Here is a 19,713-nt window from a genome sequence, read left to right on the forward strand (position 1 = left end):
CCGTGGCGGTGAGGTCGACCTTTTCGGCGCCGTTCTTGCCCGCCTTGCTGGTGACGGTGGTCGAGATGTACTTGCCGGGATCGACCTTCACCGAACCAGGGGACATGCCGAGGGTGAACCCGTCGCTCGACGGCGGGTCGCCGATCTGCTCGGCGACCCAGTCGCCCATGTCGTTGTTCAGTCTGCTGTACACGCTGTACCACTTGAAGTCGCTGCGGCTCCACGAGGTCAGCCCGATCACCTTGCCGTCCACGATGAACGGGCCGCCGCTGTCGCCGGGCAGCACGGTCTTGCGGCCGTCGGCGTACCCGGCGCAGATCATCGTCTTCGGGTCGACCCCGTTCTCCACCCCGGTGCACCGGCTCGGGTCGACGATCGGCAGCGTCAGCTTGTGCAGCGTGACGTCCTGCTGGGTGTCGTTGTAGTCCTTCTTCCCGTAGCCGAGGCTGAACGCGTCCTTGCCCGGCTTCTCCAGCCCGGCGTCCGCGGAGGTGGCGATCTTGGCGTAGCCGCCCGCCGGCACCGGGATGTCGGCGTCGGTGGTGATGATCGCGACGTCGTAGCCGTTCCACGGCTGGGTGAAGTTGGGATGGGTCCGGTAGTCGACGACGTTCAGCTGGGTGCCGCCCGCCCCCTTGAGATCGTCGAGTCCATAGAGGACGGTCTTCTTGCCGTCGAGCTCCTTGCAGTGCGCGGCGAGCACGACCTTGCGCGGTGCCACCACCGAAGCGGTGCAGCTCTGGCCCTTCGGCCGCGATCCGCCTTCGCGCAGCGCGGCGATGACGAACGGGTAGTCCTTGACCGAGGCCGGCGCACCGCCGATGTCCTGTGCGTGCGCGCCGCCGGGAAGGCGCGCTTCGTCGGTGGGCGCGACACCGGCACCCGTCCCGGCCGCGTTCGCGAGCACGGTGGGCACCGGCGCGGAAAACGCGGCCGCGGCCAGTGCCAGCAATCCGAGTCTGCGTAGTCTCTTGTGCACGGTTGATCCTTTCCGAATCTTCGGACGAGGAGCGGGGGATGCGGTACCGCGTATTCCATCTTCAGTCGGCGCAACCAGGGCGACAACCCGTACCGGCCCGTAATTAATGCCGTACTCGCGCCCTTCCATGAGGGTCGCACCGGCAATGAGTAGGCATCCCTAAAAAATGCGCGCGCTATTGCGGCCGGAAACGAGCCGACCACAATGATCAGAATGGGTGGGAGTGGCGTGCCGCTGTTCTGCGGCGTGGTGTGGGCGGCGGGGCGGAAGATGGCCGTCGTCGACGTCGACGGGGTCGTCGTGCTGGACGGCGCGCTGGACCGCGGCCTCGCGGAGCTGCCGGGCCTGCTGGCGCAGGTCGGTGACACCGAGGAGGTGCGGGTGCCGGTCGCGGTGTGCCGCGCGCCGTCACCGCTCGGCCAGCTCGTGTCCGCGAGCGGGCGGCCGGTGTTCGAGGTCGCCGCCCGCGGCGCGGCCCGCGAGGACGCGGTCGCGCTGGCGAGGCACCTTGCCTCGGGCCGGATCCGCCGGGCGGTTTCGGAGGTCGCGCTGCCGCCGTCGGTCGCGCTCAAGGCGTGGGCGCACCAGTGCGCGGTGTGGGAGAGCACCGAGACCGCGGCGCGGCTCCAGGAACTGCTCGGCGAGCACTACACGAACCTGGTGGACGCCTTCGGCGACATTCCGCTGAGCCCCGGCGCGGCGGTGGCGCACCGCCAGGTGGTCGATCAGCTCGTCGAGGTCGACCGGGTGTGCGAACTCGCCGACCGCCTCGGCGAGCTGGCCGCCGAGGCGTATTCGGACTTCCTCGGCTGAAGCGCGTTCAGCCGGTGAGCGAGGAGCGTTCCAGTGCCTCGCTGAGCACTTTCCGCGACGGCAGACCGAGTTTCCGCAGCGCTTTCCCGATGTGGATTTCCACCGTGCGCGGGGAAAGGAAGAGCTGTTCGGCGATTTCCCGGTTGGTCAGGTTCCGCGCGGCGAGGCGCGCGACTTCGAGCTCGCGCGGGGAAAGCGCTTCGCCGTAACCCTTGCGGCCGCGACGGGGCAACGTGGTGTCGAAGCGCCGGAGCACGCGGCGGCAGCGCAGCGCGTCCGCCGACGCGGTCAGCCCGCCGAACGCGGCCTCCGCCGCGGTCATCAGGTCGATCGCGCTCTGGTGGTCGCCGAGTTCGGCGAAGCACTCGGCGGCGCGCTCGTCCGCGCTCGCCGCGAAGTACGGGTGCGGCAGCGCGCGGTAGGACTCACCGGCGCGCCGCAGCAGGTCCGCGGCCGTGGCGAGCTCGCCGTCCGCGCGCGCGATCAGGCCACGGCACACCGTGGCCGCGGCCTTGGCGAGGGGAGCGTCACGACCGGACACGCCTTGCTCGTACTCCGCGAGCGTCGATCGCGCGCACTCGGTGTCGCCGGTTTCGAGCAGCGCGCGGGTGGCGAAGGGCATCAGCTCGGCCGCCCACACCCAGTTCCCCTTGGCGCGCAGTGCGTCGATGCCGTACCCGGCGACCGTGCGCGCCGCCGCGGCGTCGTGGGCCGCGAGGTGCACCGCGGCGCGCCCGGCGAAGGCCGAAGCCTGCAGCGGCACCGTTCCCGTCGAAAGCGCGAACGCGTTTTCGAAGTTGCGCAGCGCGGCTGTCGGCCGTGCCTGTTCGAGGTCGAGCCAGCCGAGCGCGAGCAAGGGCTCCGCGGCGAGTGAACTGGCCTCGCCGACCCGTCCGATCAGCAGCCGCGCGTCCTCGGCGACCCGCGACCACCGGCCGGTCATCACGTTCAGGCGCAGCTCGGTGCCCGCGGCCAGCGCATCGAGATAGGGCTGGCGGTCACCGCTGATCAACCGGCGCGCGGTGTCCAAATAGGACTGTGCGACGGCGTGGTGGCCGTTCCACACGGCCGCGTCGGCGAGGTTGATGTAGGTCCGCCCGAGCTGCCGCCGTACCTCGGGCGAGGCGGGGGCACGGGGCAGCGCGTCGATCACCGACCACACCCCCGGATCGGCGACCTGCATGCGGGTGGAAACCCGGTTCGCCATGGCGGCGGCCATCAGCTCGACGTCGGCGACGCCCTTGCTCGCCAGCTCGGCCCGTTCGAGCCAGCGCAGGTTGACCTTGAGCGGCACCGCGCCGACGTGCGGCATCGCCAGCGTCATCAGGCCGCGCGCCAGCACCGCGCTGCGCTGGGTCAGGTCCGCGGCGGCGAGTTCGATCTCGTGCCGCCCGGCGTCGATCTCGCCGGACTGCGTGACCATCGCCCTGCCGAGGTTCATCCGGATCTCACCGCGCGCGCCCTTGCTCAGCGCGCGCTCGTGCACGATCGCCCGCAGGCGGGTCAGCGTCGCGGCGCGGACCAGGCCGTGGTGCATTTCGTGGCTCAACCGCACGGCGAACCGCTCCCGCGCGGCGGCGGGGAGTTCGGGATCGTCGAGCGCTTCTTCCAGCAGCCGGACGACCTCGTCGACGTCGTCCTCCCCGGCGGCGCGGTCCACCGCGGTTCCCGTCCACTGTGTCCAGTTGCCGATTTCGAACGCCTCGCGGTAGTGCTTCGCGACACGAGCGGGAGGCTGCCCTTCCGTGGCGAGGAAGGCGGCGGCGCGCGCGTGCAGCCGACGGCACCGCGTCCCCGGGATCGACTCCAGGATCGCTTGCGCGGCAAGCGGATGCCGCACCCGGTACCGCCCGGCGGTTTCGACGAGCAGGACCGCCCGCACCGCGTCTTCGACGGCGGCGGACGCGGTGTCCTCCGGCAGGCGCGACAGCGCGGCGATGGCGTGCTCCCGCGCAGGTTCGCCCAGTACCGCGGCCACGGCCAGCACCTCGGCACCGGCCGGTCCCAGCCTCGCCATCCGGTCGCGGACGGAAGCGCGCACGCGCGGCGGCAGTGCGAGTTCGGCGACGCTCGCGTCCGCCGGTGAACCGCGGCGCAGCAGTTCGCGCACCACTCCCGGGAGCCCTCCGGTGCGGTCGCACAGGTCTTCGGCGAACCCCGGGGGCAGCGCCGCCGTGCCGAGCGCGGTACGGGCGAACCGCTCGACGTCCGCACGGGTCCACGGCCGCAGCGCGATCCGGACCGGTGCCCCGTGCGGGGTCTCCTCGACGGAACTGGTGACGACGGCGAGCTCCTGCGGCTGCGCGCCGGTGAGGAAGCGCAGGAAGTCCAGGGTGTCCTCGTCGGCGTGCTCGGCGTCGTCGAGGACGAGAACGGTGCGGCCGCAGGCCACGAGCACTTCGCGCAGGGCGCGGAAGATCTGGTGCCGGGTGAGCTCGGCGCCGAGCGGCTGCGGCGGTGCGGGCAGCACGGGGATCAGTTCCGGCAGCACCGCGCGCAGCACCCCCGCGACGGGGGAGAGCCGGTCCGCGACCGGGGCGAGCGGTGCCTTCGCGACGGCTTCGAGCACCGGGCCGAGGGGGAGCGGTTTTCGCAGCGGTTCGCAGCGAGCCGACAGCACTGTCCGGTCGGCGAGCAGCCGGTGCCGGGGGAGTTCGGCGAGCAGCCGGGTCTTCCCGGCATCCGGTTCCCCGACGACCGCCACGTGCGCGGGCGGGCTCGTCACGGCGCGAACCAGCGCGGCCAGCTCGGCGTCCCTGCCGAGGAGGACGTGTGCCGCACCGGTCGACGACATGGGTTGACCTTACCGGCGCGGAACCCGCCGAAAGGCGGGAACACGGAAAGTGATCACCGCGGCCCGTCCGCGAGCAGCGCGGCGAGCTTCCGGGCGCACGGGTTCCGGCGATCGGCGTGGACGTGCGGGGTGCGGTGCAGGGGCGGGTCGAGCGGGCGCAGGACCACCCCGTCCGGCTCGGGCCGCGGGACGGCGAGCGCGGGGACGACGCCCGCGGTGATCCCGGCCGCGACCATCGCGAACACCGTGGAGACGTCGCGGACCGTGTGATCGGGCGCCCAGGTGACCCCGAGCCCGGCGAAGACCCCGGTGCGCAACGGCCCGCAGGTCCCGCCAGGATCGGCGACGCCCGCGCGCACCAGCTCGCCGAGGCGAGTTCGCCGTCGCCCATGACCGTGAGCGCGTCCAGGTCCGGCCACTCGGCCGTCAGCGCGGCGGGCACGAGGTGGACCAGCGCGCTGGCGACCGCGCCGACCCGCAGCCGCGGGGCGTCCCGCCGGTGGCCGGCCGCCCGAAGCTCATCCGAAAGGCCACGGCGGGCGCCGTGCCGCGAGCGCGTGCACGGTGCCGTCGGTGGTCAGCGCGAAGACCCAGTCGCCGCTGACCGAAAGCGCCGAAGCGACCGCGCCGCCGAGCGCGTACTGCGCGAGCGGTTTTCCGGTCCCGCGGTCCAGCACGACGAGCCTGCCGTCCCAGGTCCCCGCGTAGACGACCGTTTCGGTGGCCAGCGCGTGCATCGCGGGCGCACCGGCCCCGGCATCGCGGCAGCCCGCCGCCACCTGCCACGGATCGTCGGCGGGGCTGGTGCCGTCGGGGTAGCCGACGGCCGTCTCCCACAACGGTTTCGACGGGTCGGCGGCACGGGTGTCGTAGGCGCGGATCATGCCGTCGACCGAGGCCACGTAAGCTTTTTCATCGCGGATCGCGGGGCTGGTGACCGGCGGCGGCCCGATCTCGCACTTGCTGCCCGGCACCTTCGCGAACCAGGTGACCTTGCCGCCCGCGCCGGTGTCGTGCCCGCGCACACCGGTCGCGGTCGCGGTCACGACGGCGGGTGCGCCGCGCCGCGGATCGGTGAAGGCGGGCGAGGAGTGGCTGTAGATGTCGCCCCCGGTGTCCACTGAGGACAGTTGGGTGCAGGACGCGAGGTCCATCGCGATCAGGGTCTGGCTGGACCCGGAGTGCAGGTACGCCTTGTCCGAGCCCGGTTCGCGGATCGCGGTGCTGTGGAACTCGCCCCAGCCCGGTGCCGCGTCGAAACCACCGGGCAGTTTCGCGCCGGTGGCGGCGTCGCGGCAGACGATCCGCCCGTACTGCTGGTAGACCGCGACCGAGCGACCCCGGCCGGTGAGGCCGAAAACGCTGACCGGTCCGCCCGCCCTGCCGTAGCGGCGCACGGTACCGCCGTGCCGCTCCTCGTCGTCGATGGTCTCCCACGCCACGGCGCCGGTGTTTTCGTCGAGCGCGTAGACCCTGCCGACGCCGGTGCTCAGGTACACCTTGCCCTCGTGCACGGCAGGGAACGACTCGGCGTCGCCGTCGAGGTAGGTGCGCCACAGTTCGCGGCCGCCGCGCAGGTCGTAGGCGAGGATCTGGTTGTAGGGCGAGTCGAACGCCTGCGACGAGACGATCACCTTCGTGCCGGACACCGCGGCGCCGTTGAGGGTGAACTGCTCCCCGGTGTTGGCGGTCCACCACTGGTCGAGCACCGCGCCGGGATCGCTCGCGCTCGCCGAGCGTCCCTGTTCACCGCCGCCCTGGCGCGGCCAGTCCGTACCGCCCGACGGCGTGCGCAGCAGGAACTTCGGCACCACCTGGAACGAGCTTTTCCTGGTCGGCCAAGGCTTTCCGGTGGTGTCGTAGGCCACGGTCTCGGTGCGGTAGAGGCCGATGGGCAACCCGTCGACGACGGTGCGCGCGGTCTCCGGATTGTCATGAGTGGACGGACACGGCTCCGGCGCGCCACCGGGCGGGGTGTAGCAGTTCACGATGCCGCCCGGCGCGGTCTTCGCGCCGAAGGGCAGCTTGTCCCGGCGCCACACCGTCCTGCCTGCCAGGTCCTTGACGGTGACGGTCGCGGTGCCCGGTGTCCTGCCGTCGTCCTGGACGTGCAGGTCGACCGGGATCGGGGTGCGCGAACCGTAGACGCTCGCCTTCGCGGGACTGGCCAGCGTCACGGCGTCGTGGACGAAGAACTCGCGGTGCGAACCGCGCACGTACCCGGTGTCCTCGTCGGCCGGAGTCGCCGGATCGTCGGTGATCTCGGCGAAGTCCAGCACGGTGTAGCCGGGGCGCGCGCCGTCGATGCCGTAGGTGAGCCCCATGTTGTTGATCTCCACCGAACGGGGGAAGGCGCCGCGGCGGAACTCGTTCTGCTGGTCGTGGCCGGCGGCGAACATCCGCACATCGTGCTTCGCGAGCTCGTCGACGATCGGCTGGATGCTCGCGCCGGGGCCCCACTTGGTGAACAGCGACCGGTGCGCGAACACGAACACCTGCTTGCCCGAGGCGTTGCGCCGCAGGTCTTCGCGCAGCCAGGTCAGCTGCGGCGCGAGCCCGGTGGTGTCGTAGTTGTCCTCCAGCACGACGAGGTGCCTGCCGTTCCGGTCGAAGCTGTACCACTCCGGGCCCATGTTGCGGCGGTAGGTCTCCATGGCCGCGGAGTAGCCGCTCGCCCCGGTCGGGCCGCCCGCGTCGTGGTTGCCCATCACCGGGTAGAACGGATGCCCGAGCCTGCCGTCGGTGAGGCCCTTGCGGAGGATGTCGTAGCTGCCCTGCCGCCGCGGCGCGTCGGTGTAGTCGGTGACCGTGAGGTCCCCGGTCGCGATGCTGACGGTGGCGGCGGGATCCTTCGCCAGCGCGGTGACCTGTCCCGTCCACTTCGCCAGCGTCGACGGCACTTCCGGGTCGCTGCGGTTGCTGGTCTCGGTGTCGGAGAGCATTTGCCAGGTCTCCAGCGGATCGGCCGCGTGCCGATCCGGCACCATCGCGAAGTCGACGCCGCTTTCCGGGCCGCGGACCTCCTTGAAGAACCGGGGCACGTAGTCCTCGCGCAGTGCGGGCGTGTAGCCGTCCGGCGACACCGCGTAGACGAGATCCGTTTCCCGGCGCGAAGAATCGATCGTGATGGCATAGCCGCCGTCCGGCCCGGTGGTCGCCCACACCGCGCCGTCGGTCACCGAAACACCGGCGATCCCGGGTTCGCCGTCGTCGCGCGTGCCGTTTCCGTTGGTGTCCGCGAAAACCGTGCCGACGACCGGCAGCGCCGAGCCCGCGGACTCCGCGACGGGAAGGGGAACGCCGAGCAGCAACGCGGTCACGGCGAGGAGCGGGAGGATTCGTCTCACATGCGGTGACCCTACTGAGAAAGATCCACTCCGCCGCCGGGCCAACCCGACAATTCACCCAAGTGCCGGGGCGCGTTCAACAGTCCCGCGGCAAACGGACGCTCGAAGGTCTTCGATCCGGACCCGCGCTCGTCCGCGCGCGCCTAGCATCGCGGGATGAAATCGTCGAGAATCCAGTCGTTCGCCGCCGGGGTGCTGATCGCCAACAGCGCGCCCCATCTCGCCACCGCGGTCACCGGTCGGCAGCACCTCACACCGCTGGCAGGCCGCGGATCGGGGCCGAAGGTGAACGCCGTGTGGGCCGCGCTCAACCTCGTCGGCGGCACGCTGCTGCTGCGGGCCTCGCGGCGCGGCGGGACCGAGCGGTGGGACGGCGATCTGATCGCCTTCGAAACCGGCTGCCTCGCGTTCGCTTCCTGGATGGCGGGCTCGGAGCGGTGGCTGCGCACGAACACCGCGCGCCAGGAATAGCCCGCCGGGATCACGCGTGGAAGCGCGTGGTCTCGGCCAGTTCCGCGCGGGGGATGCGGACGCTGTTCGCGGGCGCGGTGTCGTCGGCGTAGCCGAACGAGATGCCGAGCAGGACCTTCCGGTCCTCGACGCCCAGTTCGGCGCGGATGGTGTCCGCGTAGAAGCCCAGCAGTCCCTGCGGGCAGCTCGCGATGCCGTACGCCGTCATCGCCAGCATCAGCGTCTGCGCGTAGATGCCGACGTCGGCGGCCATGCGCACCTCCGCGTTGGGCGCGGTGAACAGCAGCGCGACGTGCGGCGCCCCGTAGAAACGCAGGCTTTCGGCGTTGTACGCCTCGCGAGCGGCGTGGTCGTCGCGGCGGATCCCGACGGCGCCGTACATCCGCTCGCCCGCCTGCTGGCGCCGTTGCTGGTAGGGCCCGCGGTAGAGGTCGTCGTGGTAGGGGAAGTCCATCGAGAGGCGCTTGCCGGCATGCGCGTCGACCAACGCGTCGCCGAGGCGTTCGCGCGCGACGCCGCTGACGACCTCGATGTGCCACGGCTGGGTGTTGGAGTTGGACGGCGCGGCGCCCGCCAGGGAAAAGACCGCCCGCAGCGTCTCTTCCGGTACGGCGTCGGGGCGGAATGCGCGCGTGGCTCGCCGTCCCCTGATCAGGCGCTCGGCGTAGTCGGACAGGTCGGCTGTCATGGTCGCCCCTTCTTATGTAAACGCTGTCGTGTACCTAGTGGCCGACTGTAGCGGACGCACGAGCCAAGGTAAACGGCGGTGTACACTTAAGGGGTGGCCGAACAGGACGTGGATGTGGTGCTTCGTCGTCGCGGGCGCGGGGGACGGGAGCGCATCCTCGCCGCGGCTACCGCGCTGTTCGAGACGCGCGGGATCAACGCGACCGGCATGGAGCAGGTGGCGGCGAGCGCGCCGGTCTCGAAGCGCACCCTCTACGCCCACTTCCCTGCCAAGGACCAGTTGGTGGTGGCGTATCTGAGCCATCTCGCGGAAGCGGGGCACACCATCGAAGGCGCGCTCGATCGCGAGGATCTTCCGGTGCGCGAACGGATTCTCGCGTTGTTCACGGTGCCGGACAACGGAACCGGCCCCATTCGCGGATGCCCGTTCGTCGACGCCGCGGCCGAGTTCCCCGACCCGGACAGTCCCGTGCACGCGTACACGCGGGAGCAGAAGCAGCGTTTCGCGCGGCGGGTCGCCGAACTCGTGGGCACGCTCGGGGCACCGCATCCCGGCGTGCTCGCCGAACAACTCGTGATGCTCGCCGACGGTGCGGCAACCCGCGCGATGGTGCTCAACGACGCGGCGTGCGGACGGCACGCCCGCGCCGCCGCGGAAGCGCTGCTCGACGCCGCCACCGGCTAGAAGATGTCCGAGAACCGGGATACCTGGTGGCGCGGGCGAGTCCGCGGGGCACGATGGTCGTGACGAGGTGGCTCACGGCTTCGCCTCGCGCCCTGAAGGATGCTCCTATAGAGGTCAAAAGCGAGGTGCCCTTCACGGCATGCACTGGGACTTCGCCGTTCACGTCTCATTCTCATCTCCGCGCTGGCGCCCCAAAAAAGGGCCTTCATAGGCGCGTGAATGCCACGGATGCGGCCGTCACGGACCCGCTCTGCTCCGGGCGCATTCCCCGAAGGGGCCCATGAGGGAATCTGACGCCGCGAAGGGCCCCTTCAGGGCATCAGCACCACCGTGCCGCCCGCCGCGAGGGGCGAGATCGCGGCGTCAGATTCCCCGAAGGCGACCTTCACGGACCAAGCCCCCCGGGCGGCTCCACGCATCCGCCACCCACCTCACCAGAATCAACGCGCACACATCATCACTGTGGCCTTGAGGGAATCTGACGCCGCGAAGGCCACCTTCGGGGCATCAGCGCCGCCACGCCGCGCGCCCCGATCCGACACTCGCTCGGACCACTGTGGACACCTCGAACGGCTCCAGACCACCCCCGGTGGGATCTGGAGCCGTTCCGCGGGTTACGCGCCGTCCCAGGTGACCGGCAGCCGGTGCACGCCGTAGATGTCCGCGCCGGTGCGCATCGGGATCTCCCCGGCGGGGACGGCGAGGCGCAGGCCGGGGAACCGGGCGAACAGGGCGGGGAAGGCGACCCGCATCTCGACGCGGGCGAGCTGCTGGCCGAGGCACTGGTGCACGCCGTGCCCGAAGGTCAGGTGCCCGCTGGCGTGCCGTCCGAGATCGAGTGAGTCGGGATCGGCGAACCTCTCCGGGTCGCGGTTGGCGGCCTGGACCGAGATGGTCACGCTCTCGCCCGCCTTGATCAGCTGCCCGCCGAGTTCGACGTCCTCCAGCGCCGCCCGCCCTCCGGTGTGGGTGATGGCCAGGTAGCGCAGCAGTTCCTCGACGGCCTGGTCGGCCATGCCGGGATCGGCGCGCAGCGCGGCGAGCTGATCCGGGTTCTCCAGCAGTGCGAACGTGCCGAGCGCGATCATGTTGGCCGTGGTGTCCAGGCCCGCGCTGAGCAGGAACGCGCCGACCCCGGCGAGTTCTTCGTCGGTGAGGTCGGTCGTGGTCAGGTCGCTGAGCAGGTCGTCGGTTGGCCGCGCGCGCTTGGCGAGCACCAGTTCCCGCACGTAGTCCTGGATCGCGCCGTAGGCGGCCATCATCTCGTCCATCGTGATGCCCGCGTCGTTCATCGCCAGCGCGTGCGCCTGGAAGGACTCGCGATCGGCGTAGGGCACCCCGAGCAGTTCGCAGATCACCATCGCGGGCACGGGCTGCGCGTAGTCCCGCACCAGATCGGCGGGCGGGCCCTGCAGTTCCATGGCGTCGAGGTGCTCGGCGCTGATCTCACCGACGCGTTCGGTGAGCAGGCGCATCCGGCGGACGGTGAACTTGCCGGTCAGCAGCTTCCGGTAGCGGGTGTGGTGCGGCGGGTCGATCCCGGTGAGATCGCCCGCCGACGCGGGCGGTACCTCGGTGACGCCGGGCAGCGGGGTCGGGAAGTGCATGAGCTCGTACCGCGAGCTGAAGCGGAGATCGGCGGCCACCGCGCGGGCGAGCTCGTACCCGGTCACCAGCCAGCCCTCGTGCCCGTCGGGGTAGCGCATCCGCCTGATCGGGCTCTCCGCACGGATTCGCGCCAGCTCCTCCGGCGGGTCGAACGGGCAGCCGGCCGGGCGTTCGGTCGGCAGTGCGGTCAGTTCGGGGTGCACGGTCTTCTCCTGACGTGGTAAGGGAAATCAGTTCGCGGACTCGCGGTTGAACAGCTTCTTCGACCACAGGTAGCCGCCGAGCGCGACGACGACGCACCAGCCGACCGCGAGCACCGCGTTGTTCCCGATCGGCTTGTCCATGAGCAGGCCCCGCAGGGTCTCGATGATGGGCGTGAAGGGCTGGTACTCGGCGAACCAGCGCAGTGCGGCGGGCATGGACTCCGTCGGCACGAACCCGCTGCCGAGGAAGGGCAGCAGGATCAGCGGCAGGCCAACGTTGCTCGCGGACTCGACCGTCTTGGCCGCCTGTCCGAACGCGACGAACAGCCAGATCAGGGAGAACGACATCAGCGTGAGGAGGCCCGCCGTCGCGAACCACGCGCCGACCCCTGCCGACGGCCGGAAGCCGATCAGGAACGCCACGCCGAACACGGCCGCCATGCTGAGCAACGACTGGATGAGACTGCCGAGCACGTGCCCGGTGAGCACGGAGACGCGGGCGATGGACATCGTGCGGAACCGGGCGACGATGCCTTCGGTCATGTCCATCGCGACCGAGACCGCGGTGCCCTGGACGGTCGCCGACACGGTCATCAGGATGATCGCGGGCACGACGTAGTTGACGTAGACGGCGCGGCCGCCGCCGGCACCGCCGATCCCGGCGCCGAGGGTGTTGCCGAACACGTAGACGAACAGCAGCAGGAAGACGATCGGCATCCCGACGAGCATCACCGTCATGGACGGGTAGCGGGCCAGGTGCTTGAGGTTGCGGCGCAGCATCGTGGCCGAGTCGCGCAGGGCGTAGGACCGGGTGCTCATCGGATGGCTGCCTTTTCGTTCGTGGGATTTCCGGTGAGGGCGAGGAAAACGTCGTCGAGATCGGGGGTGTGCAGGGTGAGCGCGTCGACGGTGACGCGCTCGTCGCCGAGCCGGGTGAGCAGGGTCCGCAGCGCGTGGACGCCGCCGTCGCTCGGGATCCGCAGGGTGAGCGCGTCGTCGTCGCGGGACTCGGCGGCGAGGACGCGGGTGGCGGCGTCGAACTCGCGCCCGTCGGCGAAGCGCAGTTCGACGTGGCCGCCGGGTACGCGGCGCTTCAGTTCCTCCGCGGTGCCCTCGGCGACCACGCGCCCGCCGTTGAGCACGGCGACCCGGTCGGCGAGTTCGTCGGCCTCGTCGAGGTACTGCGTGGTGAGGAAGATGGTGACGCCGCGAGCCACCAGGCCGCGCACGATGTCCCACATGCGGAGCCGGGCGCGGGGGTCGAGGCCGGTGGTTGGCTCGTCGAGGAAGATCACCTCCGGATCGCCGACCAGCGTCATCGCGAGGTCGAGGCGCCGCCGCATGCCCCCGGAGTAGGTCGCGGCCGTTTTCCCCGCCGCCTCGGTCAGGTCGAACTGGTCGAGCAGTTCGTCGGCGCGCCGCCTGCCTTCCGCGCGGTCCAGGTGGTGCAGGTCCGCCATCAGGATCAGGTTTTCGCGTCCGGTGAACAGGTTGTCCACCGCGGAGAACTGGCCGGTGACACCGATCGCGGCACGCACCGCGTCGGGGTCCGCGGCGAGATCGTGCCCGGCGACCGTGACGGTGCCGCTGTCCGCGGTGAGCAACGTGGACAGGATCTTGACCGCGGTGGTCTTCCCCGCCCCGTTGGCGCCGAGCAGCGAGAAGACCGTGCCCCGCTGGACGTGCAGGTCGATGCCGTCGAGCACGACGTGGTCGCCGAACGACTTGCGCAGCCCGGTCGCGGTGATCGCCGGTGGGCGCGACGGAGTGGTCATGGATTTGTCCCTTTCCGGGCTTCGGGTCGACGGCGGTTCGTCCGCGGCGCGTGGTCACTCCGCCATGCCGTCCTTTGTATGGCGCCACTATGGCGCAATATTGGCACCATGGCAAGCCCGAAGTGGCGCAATGGTTGTGAAAGGGGCCTTGAGCAGGAGGGATGCTCTTCCTGAGATGATCGTGGTTCGCCGGAGGCCAGGTTAATCTGGGGCGCATTCGGTCACGGGTGGTGTCTCAGTGGCGTCGCTCGGGGCCAGTGTGGCGTTCTTGTGGCGCGTCCGCCTGTCGCCGGAGAACACGAAAAGGCCAGCCGCTTTCGCGGCTGGCCTGGTGCCGGGGGTCTGTCCTGCGGGGCGTGCTCAGCTCCAGCGCCGCACGAACTCCATCACCGCGGAGCCGACCTCCACGGGGTTCGAGGCGCTGAGGAAGTGCTGCCCGCCCGCGATGGCTTCCAGACGCGCCTCGGGGGAACGGGTGAACATCCGGATCTCCTCCTCGGCGTTCGCCACGGAGTACACCTGGTCCGCGGTGCCGTGCAGCCACCGGACGGGGCAGCGGACCTCGTCGAGCCTGCCGTGCAGCCCGTCGCGGTCCCGCAGGTTCACCGTGCTGACGCGCAGGCGGTGGCGCCCGGCGTCACCGGCGTAGTTCGCGCGGTAGGTGGCGAGCCAGAACTCGCGTTCCTCACCCGAGACGCCGCCGAGGGCCGTGTCGAACACGCCGTCCACGAACTCGTCCGGTACGGCCCAGTCCTCGCCGACCGGATCGGCGAGGGCGTCGACGACCGGGGTGTTGAACCCGATCCCGTCCCAGCAGCCGAGTTCGCGGCTGCGCGGGCTCTCGAAGTCCATGAACGTGCCGAGCGGGATGAGGCCCCGCACGACGTCCGGGGCGAGCAGTGCCATGCGGACCACCACCCAGCCGCCCTGCGAGGTCCCCAGCACAAAGGCTTCGCGGATGCCGAGTGCTTCGAGGACCTGCAGGTTCGCGATCGCGCTGTCCCAGTAGGTGAAGTGCCGGTACGCGGCCCTCGTGCGCCCGTGACCGTAGGGCTCCAGCGCGAGCAGGTTGACCGCGGACCCGAGCGCCGGGTCGGCGAACTGCGGCCGGTACAGCTCGGCCGAGGTGGTGTAGGAGTTGATCAGGACCAGTGTCGGGAGCGCGGGGTCGTGGACCATCCGCGCGGAGGATCGGGCCGACGTCGCGGCCGGGAAATGCGTTGCCAGGGACCGGCGCCGAGCACGGCGACGTGCGCGTCGCCGTGCACCTTGTCCGCGAGAACGCGGTGGGGCTGAAGGAGATTGCTGGCCTCGGCGAGGAGCGGGTGAAATTGCTCGACGATCCTCCGCCGGTCGTCCGTGGCCGCACGGGACACGTCCCAGTTCATGTGAATGGCGCCTGCCGGTGACCCGTCTGGCAACCACAGACAGGCGGTGAGCCCCTCGTGGAACCCGGCGGGGACGAGGTGTTGTTCGGCAAGGGCGGTCGCGGCGAACCGGACCTGCCAATCACGCGCGAGATCCGACCAGCGGAGCGCCGCGCGGCCCCTGCCGCGAACCACGCGGAAACCCGGATTCCCGGTGTCCGGGACGAACCCGTCCAGGAACCGCCCGAGCGCGGCGTCCGAGTAGCCGTCGGCGGCGAGCAGTTCGTGCCGGGGGCTCACCGCGAAGGGGTTCGAAGCCGTCAACATCACCGCGTCACACCGGACGAGGTCGCGAAGAAGCCGCACGAGTCGCCCGGCCCGCTCGACCACGCTCGCGGAGGCGACGGTCGCACCGGGGCCGGTGGCGCTCTCGGAAGGCAACGGGCTCCTATCGCGTCTGCTCTCCTCGTGGACTCACCGCCAAGGCTACGCCAGAACGCAGGCCCGCCTCCCCTGGTTCCTTAGCCGGCTTCCGGGTTACCCGGCTCGGGAATCCCCGGTGTGGGGCCAGTTCGCGGTCGATGATGCCGGCCCAGTGGGCGAGGACCGTGCCGCGGCGGGGGGAGTCGTCGGTCATCACGTCGGCAAGGCCGAGGCCGCGGATCAGGTCGAGCAGGCCTTGCACGGTTTCGCGGGCGCCGGGGCTCGTTTCGTCGACGCCGAGCAGTTCGACCGCTGCCCGGTGGGCCTGCTTGCCCACCTGCTGTTCGAGCGCGACGACGTGCGGGTGGACTTCGGTGTCGGTCGATCCGGCTGACCACAGGTGCAGCGCCGCGCGGAACAGCGGGCCGCGGTAGAGCTCCGCGAGCATCTCGATGATGTCGCGGGTCGACCTGTTCGCCGCCGGTAGCGCGGTTACCCGCTCGCGGATCTCGGCGAGCCGGACCGCCGTGACGTGCTCGATCGCCGCCGTGAACAAGGCTTCCCGTGTGGGGAAGAAGTGTTGCGCGGCACCGCGCGACACTCCGGCGCGCTGAGCCACGGCCGAGGCCGCGGCACCACGCCAACCCTGTTCCGCGAGTGACTCGATGGCGGCTTCCAGCACCCGCTGGCGGGTCACGGCCCCGCGTGCCTGCCGCGGCACACGGCTGGTCGCCTGCTCGCCGGTCATGTGGCGGGATCCTGGCTGATTCGTTCGCGCAGCACGGCTTTGGCGATCTTCCCCGCCGGTGTCATCGGCAGCTCGGCCACGATCAACAGCTGCCGGGGCACTTTGTAACCCGCCAAGCGTTCCCGGCAGTACGCCAGGATCTCCTCCTGGTCGAGTTCCGCCGCGGGATCGCGGGGCACCACGTAATAGCGGCCGATCTCGCCGAGCACGGGGTCGGGGACGCCGATGCCCGCGGCCATGGCGATACCCGGGAATCCGGTGAGCACGTTCTCGATTTCGACGGGGTAGACGTTGTAGCCGCCTTGCAGGTACATCTCCTTGCTGCGGCCGCGAAACGCGAGATGCCCACCGTCGGCGGTGACGATGTCGCCGGTCGCCACCCAGCCGCCGGGAAGGAACGCTTCCGCGGTTTCGGCAGGCATGTCCCAGTACCCCGCGGCGGCACTCGGCCCTCGCACCTGGAGTTGTCCGTCCACACCGGACTCGACCGGTTCGCCGCCGGGGTCGACGACACGGGCCTCGAAACCGGGGAGAGCGGTGCCCAGCGTGCGCGCCACCACTTCCGGCGTGTCCGTCGGCGCGCTCATGATCGCGGCACCGGAAAGCTCCGACATGCCGTACAGATTGGTCAACCGCGCGCCGGGAAATCTCGCCGCGATCGCGTCGCAGAGCGCGGGTTCGGCGTTCGAGCCGCCGACGATCGCCACCCGCAGGCTCGACACGTCGATCTCGGCGCAGGCGGGTTCCGCGAGCATCAACGCCCACATCGTCGGCACGCCGCCCACGATCGTCAGCCGCTGCTCGGCGATCGCGGCGACGGCGCCGCCCGGTGAGAACGCCGACGGCATGACCACCGCGGCCCCCGCGACCATCGCCGCGAGGATGTTGCAGGTCAGCCCGCCGACGTGGTTGAGCGGCAGCAGCCCGAGCAGGACGTCCTCCGCGGTCATCGCCACCCGTTCGACCTGTGCCGAGGTGGAGGCGATGAGCCCGCCGTGGGTCAGCACCGCGCCCTTGGGGACACCGGTGGTCCCCGAGGTGTAGAGGATCACCGCCGGGGTGTCCGCGCCGGTGTCGGCGTCGGGAACGTCTTCGGTCGCGCCGGAGACGAACTCCGCGTAGCCGTCGAGGAACACGACGACCTCGACGGCCGGGATCCGGTGCCGGAATCCGGCGTAGAACGCCCGCAGATCGGTTTCCCCCGCGTGGCGGGCGGTCAGCACCAGGCGGGTGCCGGACTGGTTGAGCATGTGGTCCAGTTCGGTCTCGCGGTAGCGGACGTTGAGCGTGACCACGATCAGGCCGAGCCGGACCGCGCCGAAGAAGAACTCCAGCCACTCCACCCGGTTCGGCGCGGCGATCGCCACCCGGTCCCCGGCGCGCAGGCCACGCGCGTGCAGCGCGGCCGCGACCCGGCGGCTGCGAGCCGACAGGTCGCCGTACGTGGTGGCGGAGTCCCCGGTGCGGAGGAACACCTTCCCGCCCGCCTGGCGGGCGTTGTCGTCGAGCAGGGTCGCCAGCGTCCGGGTCATCGGGCGTACTCCTTCATCGAGAGTGCGGTGTCGACACTGACACGCTCCACGCGAGCAAAGCAAGCAGTGCTGCTTGGTTGTTGGCCTTCTCGTGAAGTCGGGTACGGGCAAATGCCCGTGCCCGTATAGTGCGCACGCCGACGACTATCCTCCGTTCGGTCTATCGCCCGTGAGGACGGCGGAAGGGGACGCGCATGGTCGGCTCTGTGGCCGCTGGCCCGGCTCGTGGTGCCAAGGACGGCTTCGCGACCCTGCGCCTCGTCGTGGCCTGCGGTGTCATCGGGTTCCACGCGATGCCGTTGACCGGCGACTACGACGGCTGGGGATGGGGCCAGCACTGGTACCACTACGGCACGCTGACCGTCGCCGCGTTCATGGCGATGAGCGGGTTCTTCGTGATGAAGACCTGGGAGCGGGACCCGAACCTCGTCCGGTTCTGGGTGCGCAGGGCGTTGCGGATCATGCCGGGGCTCGTGGTGGTCGTGCTGCTGGCCGCGCTCGTGCTCGGCCCGCTCGTCACCACCCACAGCACCGGCGAGTACTTCGGCCAGTCGCGCACCTGGTCGTTCCTGTGGCACAACGCTTTGCTGTTCCCGCAGCAGTACGACCTGCCGGGGGTGTTCGCGGACAACCCGTACCCGGCCGCGGTCAACGGCTCGCTGTGGTGCCTGCCGCTGGAGGTGCTCGGCTACGCGCTGGTGACGGTGGTCGGCCTGCTCGGCATCAACCGCAGGCGCCCGTTGATCTTCCTGGTCGCGGTGCCGTTCGGCGCGCTGCTCGTGGTGCACGTCAACGGTCTCGTCGACCTTCCGGACACGGTGCTGCTGCTGCCCGTCAACCCGCTGCTGCAGTACCTGGCGATCTACGCGATGGGCATCGCGGCCTGGCTCTACCGCGAGAAGCTCCCGCTGTCCTGGTGGGGCGTCGTGGTCTGCGTCGCGATCGAGGTCTTCGTCTACCCGAGCCCGATCGCGGACGTCACGCGCGCCATCACCGTGCCCTACGCCGTGCTGACCATCGGCACCAAGCTGCCCTCGTGGCTGTGCCTGCCGAACTGGCTGACCGTGGCCAGCTTCGGCGTTTTCCTCTACGGCTTCCCGGTCGAGCAAACACTGGTCTGGCTCGGTGCGGACCACCCGTGGCAGGTGATCGGCATCGGCGTGCCGATCGCCGTGGTGCTGGGGCTGGGGTCATGGCACCTGGTGGAGAAGCACGCACTCCGGCTGCGGACCGCGTTGACCGAGCGCGGGCCGGAACCGGAGCCGCGCACCGAGATCATCCCGGTCGTACCGGCAGCGGACCCGCCGACCGTCGAACTGCCCGCACTACGGCCCTTTTACGCGACCCGTCAAGGTGCCGCGCGACGCGAAAGGAACTGATCGAAGCCGCCATGCCTGCCGAAAAGACCGTCGAACCGACCGTGGAAGTAAACCGCGGACGCTATCTCGAACTGCTGAAGCGCGCGCTGACGAACACCATCTACGAGGATCCGAACACGGCGCCATGGGGACCGGCCGGATTCGACGCGCAGGCCCGCGGCGAGGGCAGCGACTGGCCGCGCACCGCGCACACGATGGTCGGCCGCAAGCGTCTCGACAACCTCCACGAGTGCGTCCGCACGGTGATCGCCGACGGCGTCGAGGGAGATCTGGCCGAAACGGGGGTGTGGCGCGGCGGCGCGTCGATCCTCATGCGCGGCGTGCTCGCCGCCTACGAGGAGACCGGCCGCACGGTGTGGGTCGCCGACTCGTTCGACGGCCTGCCGCCCCCGGACGCCGACCGCTACCCGGCGGACAGCGGCGATCAGCACCACGAGGTCGCCTTCCTCGCCGTGCCGCTCGAAGAGGTCAGGGCCAACTTCGCGAAGTACGACCTGCTCGACGACCAGGTCCGGTTCCTGCCGGGCTGGTTCCGAGACACGTTGCCGACCGCGCCCATCGAGCGCCTCGCCGTGCTGCGACTCGACGGTGACATGTATGAGTCCACATGGGACGCTTTGAGCGCGCTTGCGCCGAAGGTTTCGCCCGGCGGGTTCGTGATCGTCGATGATTATCATGCGATTTCGGGGTGTCGGCAGGCTGTGGATGACTATCGTGGTTTGCACGGTATTGACGCGCCTGTCGAGACTATTGATTGGGCTGGCGTTTTTTGGCGTGTTTCCTGGTAGTGCTTTGTTGAGCGTCTTCGGTGGCCGGGGAGATCGCGTTGCTGTCGAATTTGACGCAGGCCGCGGCGGAGCGGAAGGTGGCGCTCGCTGTCGCGTTGACCTCATACCTGCCGT

The 19,713-nt window shown here is 70.6% G+C and carries 17 protein-coding genes; 5 read left to right on the top strand and 12 right to left on the bottom strand.

The window, feature by feature from the left end:
* Positions 1-979, bottom strand: a 979-nt coding sequence (locus tag ABD256_RS42880) for a S1 family peptidase (RefSeq protein WP_344431947.1), incomplete at its 3' end; no start/stop codon positions are given.
* A 213-nt stretch (positions 980-1,192) separates the two neighbouring features.
* Between ABD256_RS42880 and ABD256_RS42885 the strand changes: the two genes are divergently transcribed.
* The gene (locus ABD256_RS42885; RefSeq protein WP_344431948.1) at positions 1,193-1,792 is read left to right on the top strand and encodes a hypothetical protein; all 600 of its coding nucleotides are present in this window, start codon (positions 1,193-1,195) and stop codon (positions 1,790-1,792) included.
* Positions 1,793-1,799: 7 nt separating this feature from the next.
* Here ABD256_RS42885 and ABD256_RS42890 read toward each other — a convergent pair whose 3' ends face one another.
* The 3 genes from ABD256_RS42890 to ABD256_RS42900 all read right to left on the bottom strand — a co-directional run bounded on the left by ABD256_RS42890 (position 1,800) and on the right by ABD256_RS42900 (position 7,933).
* Positions 1,800-4,586, bottom strand: coding sequence for an ATP-binding protein (locus tag ABD256_RS42890; protein WP_344431949.1), 2,787 nt, complete (start codon positions 4,584-4,586; stop codon positions 1,800-1,802).
* Between the two features lie 53 nt (positions 4,587-4,639).
* Complete coding sequence (locus ABD256_RS42895) at positions 4,640-4,945, bottom strand: LysR substrate-binding domain-containing protein (RefSeq protein WP_344431950.1); 306 nt, start codon at positions 4,943-4,945, stop codon at positions 4,640-4,642.
* Between the two features lie 159 nt (positions 4,946-5,104).
* The gene (locus ABD256_RS42900; protein WP_344431953.1) at positions 5,105-7,933 is read right to left on the bottom strand and encodes an outer membrane protein assembly factor BamB family protein; all 2,829 of its coding nucleotides are present in this window, start codon (positions 7,931-7,933) and stop codon (positions 5,105-5,107) included.
* Between the two features lie 156 nt (positions 7,934-8,089).
* On the opposite strand from ABD256_RS42900, the gene ABD256_RS42905 reads away from it, so the two are divergent.
* Positions 8,090-8,404 carry a hypothetical protein gene (locus ABD256_RS42905; protein WP_344431954.1) on the top strand — a complete coding sequence of 105 codons (315 nt, stop codon included), beginning with the start codon at positions 8,090-8,092 and terminating at the stop codon, positions 8,402-8,404.
* Between the two features lie 10 nt (positions 8,405-8,414).
* Here ABD256_RS42905 and ABD256_RS42910 read toward each other — a convergent pair whose 3' ends face one another.
* Positions 8,415-9,092, bottom strand: a complete 678-nt coding sequence (locus tag ABD256_RS42910) for a nitroreductase (protein WP_344431955.1) — start codon at positions 9,090-9,092, stop codon at positions 8,415-8,417.
* A gap of 93 nt (positions 9,093-9,185) precedes the next feature.
* Between ABD256_RS42910 and ABD256_RS42915 the strand changes: the two genes are divergently transcribed.
* Positions 9,186-9,776, top strand: coding sequence for a TetR/AcrR family transcriptional regulator (locus ABD256_RS42915; RefSeq protein WP_344431956.1), 591 nt, complete (start codon positions 9,186-9,188; stop codon positions 9,774-9,776).
* 614 nt (positions 9,777-10,390) lie between these two features.
* Here ABD256_RS42915 and ABD256_RS42920 read toward each other — a convergent pair.
* From ABD256_RS42920 to ABD256_RS42950, 7 genes are all read right to left on the bottom strand, one after another.
* Positions 10,391-11,587 (bottom strand): cytochrome P450, encoded by a 1,197-nt coding sequence (locus ABD256_RS42920; protein WP_344431957.1) that lies wholly within the window; start codon positions 11,585-11,587, stop codon positions 10,391-10,393.
* 27 nt (positions 11,588-11,614) lie between these two features.
* The gene (locus ABD256_RS42925) at positions 11,615-12,406 is read right to left on the bottom strand and encodes an ABC transporter permease (protein ID WP_344431958.1); all 792 of its coding nucleotides are present in this window, start codon (positions 12,404-12,406) and stop codon (positions 11,615-11,617) included.
* Complete coding sequence (locus ABD256_RS42930; protein ID WP_344431959.1) at positions 12,403-13,362, bottom strand: ATP-binding cassette domain-containing protein; 960 nt, start codon at positions 13,360-13,362, stop codon at positions 12,403-12,405. Before ABD256_RS42930 ends, ABD256_RS42925 begins: the two co-directional genes overlap by 4 nt.
* Positions 13,363-13,722: 360 nt before the next feature.
* Entirely contained in the window at positions 13,723-14,541 is an 819-nt protein-coding gene (locus ABD256_RS42935) for an alpha/beta fold hydrolase (RefSeq protein WP_344431960.1), read from the bottom strand.
* Complete coding sequence (locus ABD256_RS42940; RefSeq protein WP_344431962.1) at positions 14,505-15,170, bottom strand: hypothetical protein; 666 nt, start codon at positions 15,168-15,170, stop codon at positions 14,505-14,507. Before ABD256_RS42940 ends, ABD256_RS42935 begins: the two co-directional genes overlap by 37 nt.
* Positions 15,171-15,177: 7 nt before the next feature.
* Positions 15,178-15,900 (bottom strand): TetR/AcrR family transcriptional regulator, encoded by a 723-nt coding sequence (locus ABD256_RS42945; protein ID WP_344431964.1) that lies wholly within the window; start codon positions 15,898-15,900, stop codon positions 15,178-15,180.
* The gene (locus tag ABD256_RS42950; protein ID WP_344431966.1) at positions 15,897-17,432 is read right to left on the bottom strand and encodes a class I adenylate-forming enzyme family protein; all 1,536 of its coding nucleotides are present in this window, start codon (positions 17,430-17,432) and stop codon (positions 15,897-15,899) included. Before ABD256_RS42950 ends, ABD256_RS42945 begins: the two co-directional genes overlap by 4 nt.
* A gap of 194 nt (positions 17,433-17,626) precedes the next feature.
* Here ABD256_RS42950 and ABD256_RS42955 point away from each other — a divergent pair, with 194 nt between their 5' ends.
* On the top strand, positions 17,627-18,811 hold the full coding sequence (locus ABD256_RS42955) for an acyltransferase family protein (protein WP_344431968.1): 1,185 nt from the start codon (positions 17,627-17,629) through the stop codon (positions 18,809-18,811).
* 11 nt (positions 18,812-18,822) lie between these two features.
* Positions 18,823-19,599 (top strand): TylF/MycF family methyltransferase, encoded by a 777-nt coding sequence (locus ABD256_RS42960; RefSeq protein WP_344431970.1) that lies wholly within the window; start codon positions 18,823-18,825, stop codon positions 19,597-19,599.
* The last annotated feature ends 114 nt before the right edge of the window (positions 19,600-19,713 follow it).

The organism is Amycolatopsis minnesotensis (genome assembly GCF_039529815.1).
In the GTDB taxonomy this organism is placed as follows: domain Bacteria; phylum Actinomycetota; class Actinomycetes; order Mycobacteriales; family Pseudonocardiaceae; genus Amycolatopsis; species Amycolatopsis minnesotensis.

What these genes read in the sequence shown, in the direction of transcription:
- ABD256_RS42930 (WP_344431959.1), bottom strand. Translation starts at nt 13,362, where the DNA reads ATGACCACTCCGTCGCGCCCACCGGCGATCACCGCGACCGGGCTGCGC.
- ABD256_RS42935 (WP_344431960.1), bottom strand. Translation starts at nt 14,541, where the DNA reads ATGGTCCACGACCCCGCGCTCCCGACACTGGTCCTGATCAACTCCTAC.
- ABD256_RS42885 (WP_344431948.1), top strand. Translation starts at nt 1,193, where the DNA reads ATGGGTGGGAGTGGCGTGCCGCTGTTCTGCGGCGTGGTGTGGGCGGCG.
- ABD256_RS42905 (WP_344431954.1), top strand. Translation starts at nt 8,090, where the DNA reads ATGAAATCGTCGAGAATCCAGTCGTTCGCCGCCGGGGTGCTGATCGCC.
- ABD256_RS42910 (WP_344431955.1), bottom strand. Translation starts at nt 9,092, where the DNA reads ATGACAGCCGACCTGTCCGACTACGCCGAGCGCCTGATCAGGGGACGG.
- ABD256_RS42890 (WP_344431949.1), bottom strand. Translation starts at nt 4,586, where the DNA reads ATGTCGTCGACCGGTGCGGCACACGTCCTCCTCGGCAGGGACGCCGAG.
- ABD256_RS42955 (WP_344431968.1), top strand. Translation starts at nt 17,627, where the DNA reads ATGGTCGGCTCTGTGGCCGCTGGCCCGGCTCGTGGTGCCAAGGACGGC.
- ABD256_RS42925 (WP_344431958.1), bottom strand. Translation starts at nt 12,406, where the DNA reads ATGAGCACCCGGTCCTACGCCCTGCGCGACTCGGCCACGATGCTGCGC.
- ABD256_RS42960 (WP_344431970.1), top strand. Translation starts at nt 18,823, where the DNA reads ATGCCTGCCGAAAAGACCGTCGAACCGACCGTGGAAGTAAACCGCGGA.
- ABD256_RS42950 (WP_344431966.1), bottom strand. Translation starts at nt 17,432, where the DNA reads ATGACCCGGACGCTGGCGACCCTGCTCGACGACAACGCCCGCCAGGCG.
- ABD256_RS42945 (WP_344431964.1), bottom strand. Translation starts at nt 15,900, where the DNA reads ATGACCGGCGAGCAGGCGACCAGCCGTGTGCCGCGGCAGGCACGCGGG.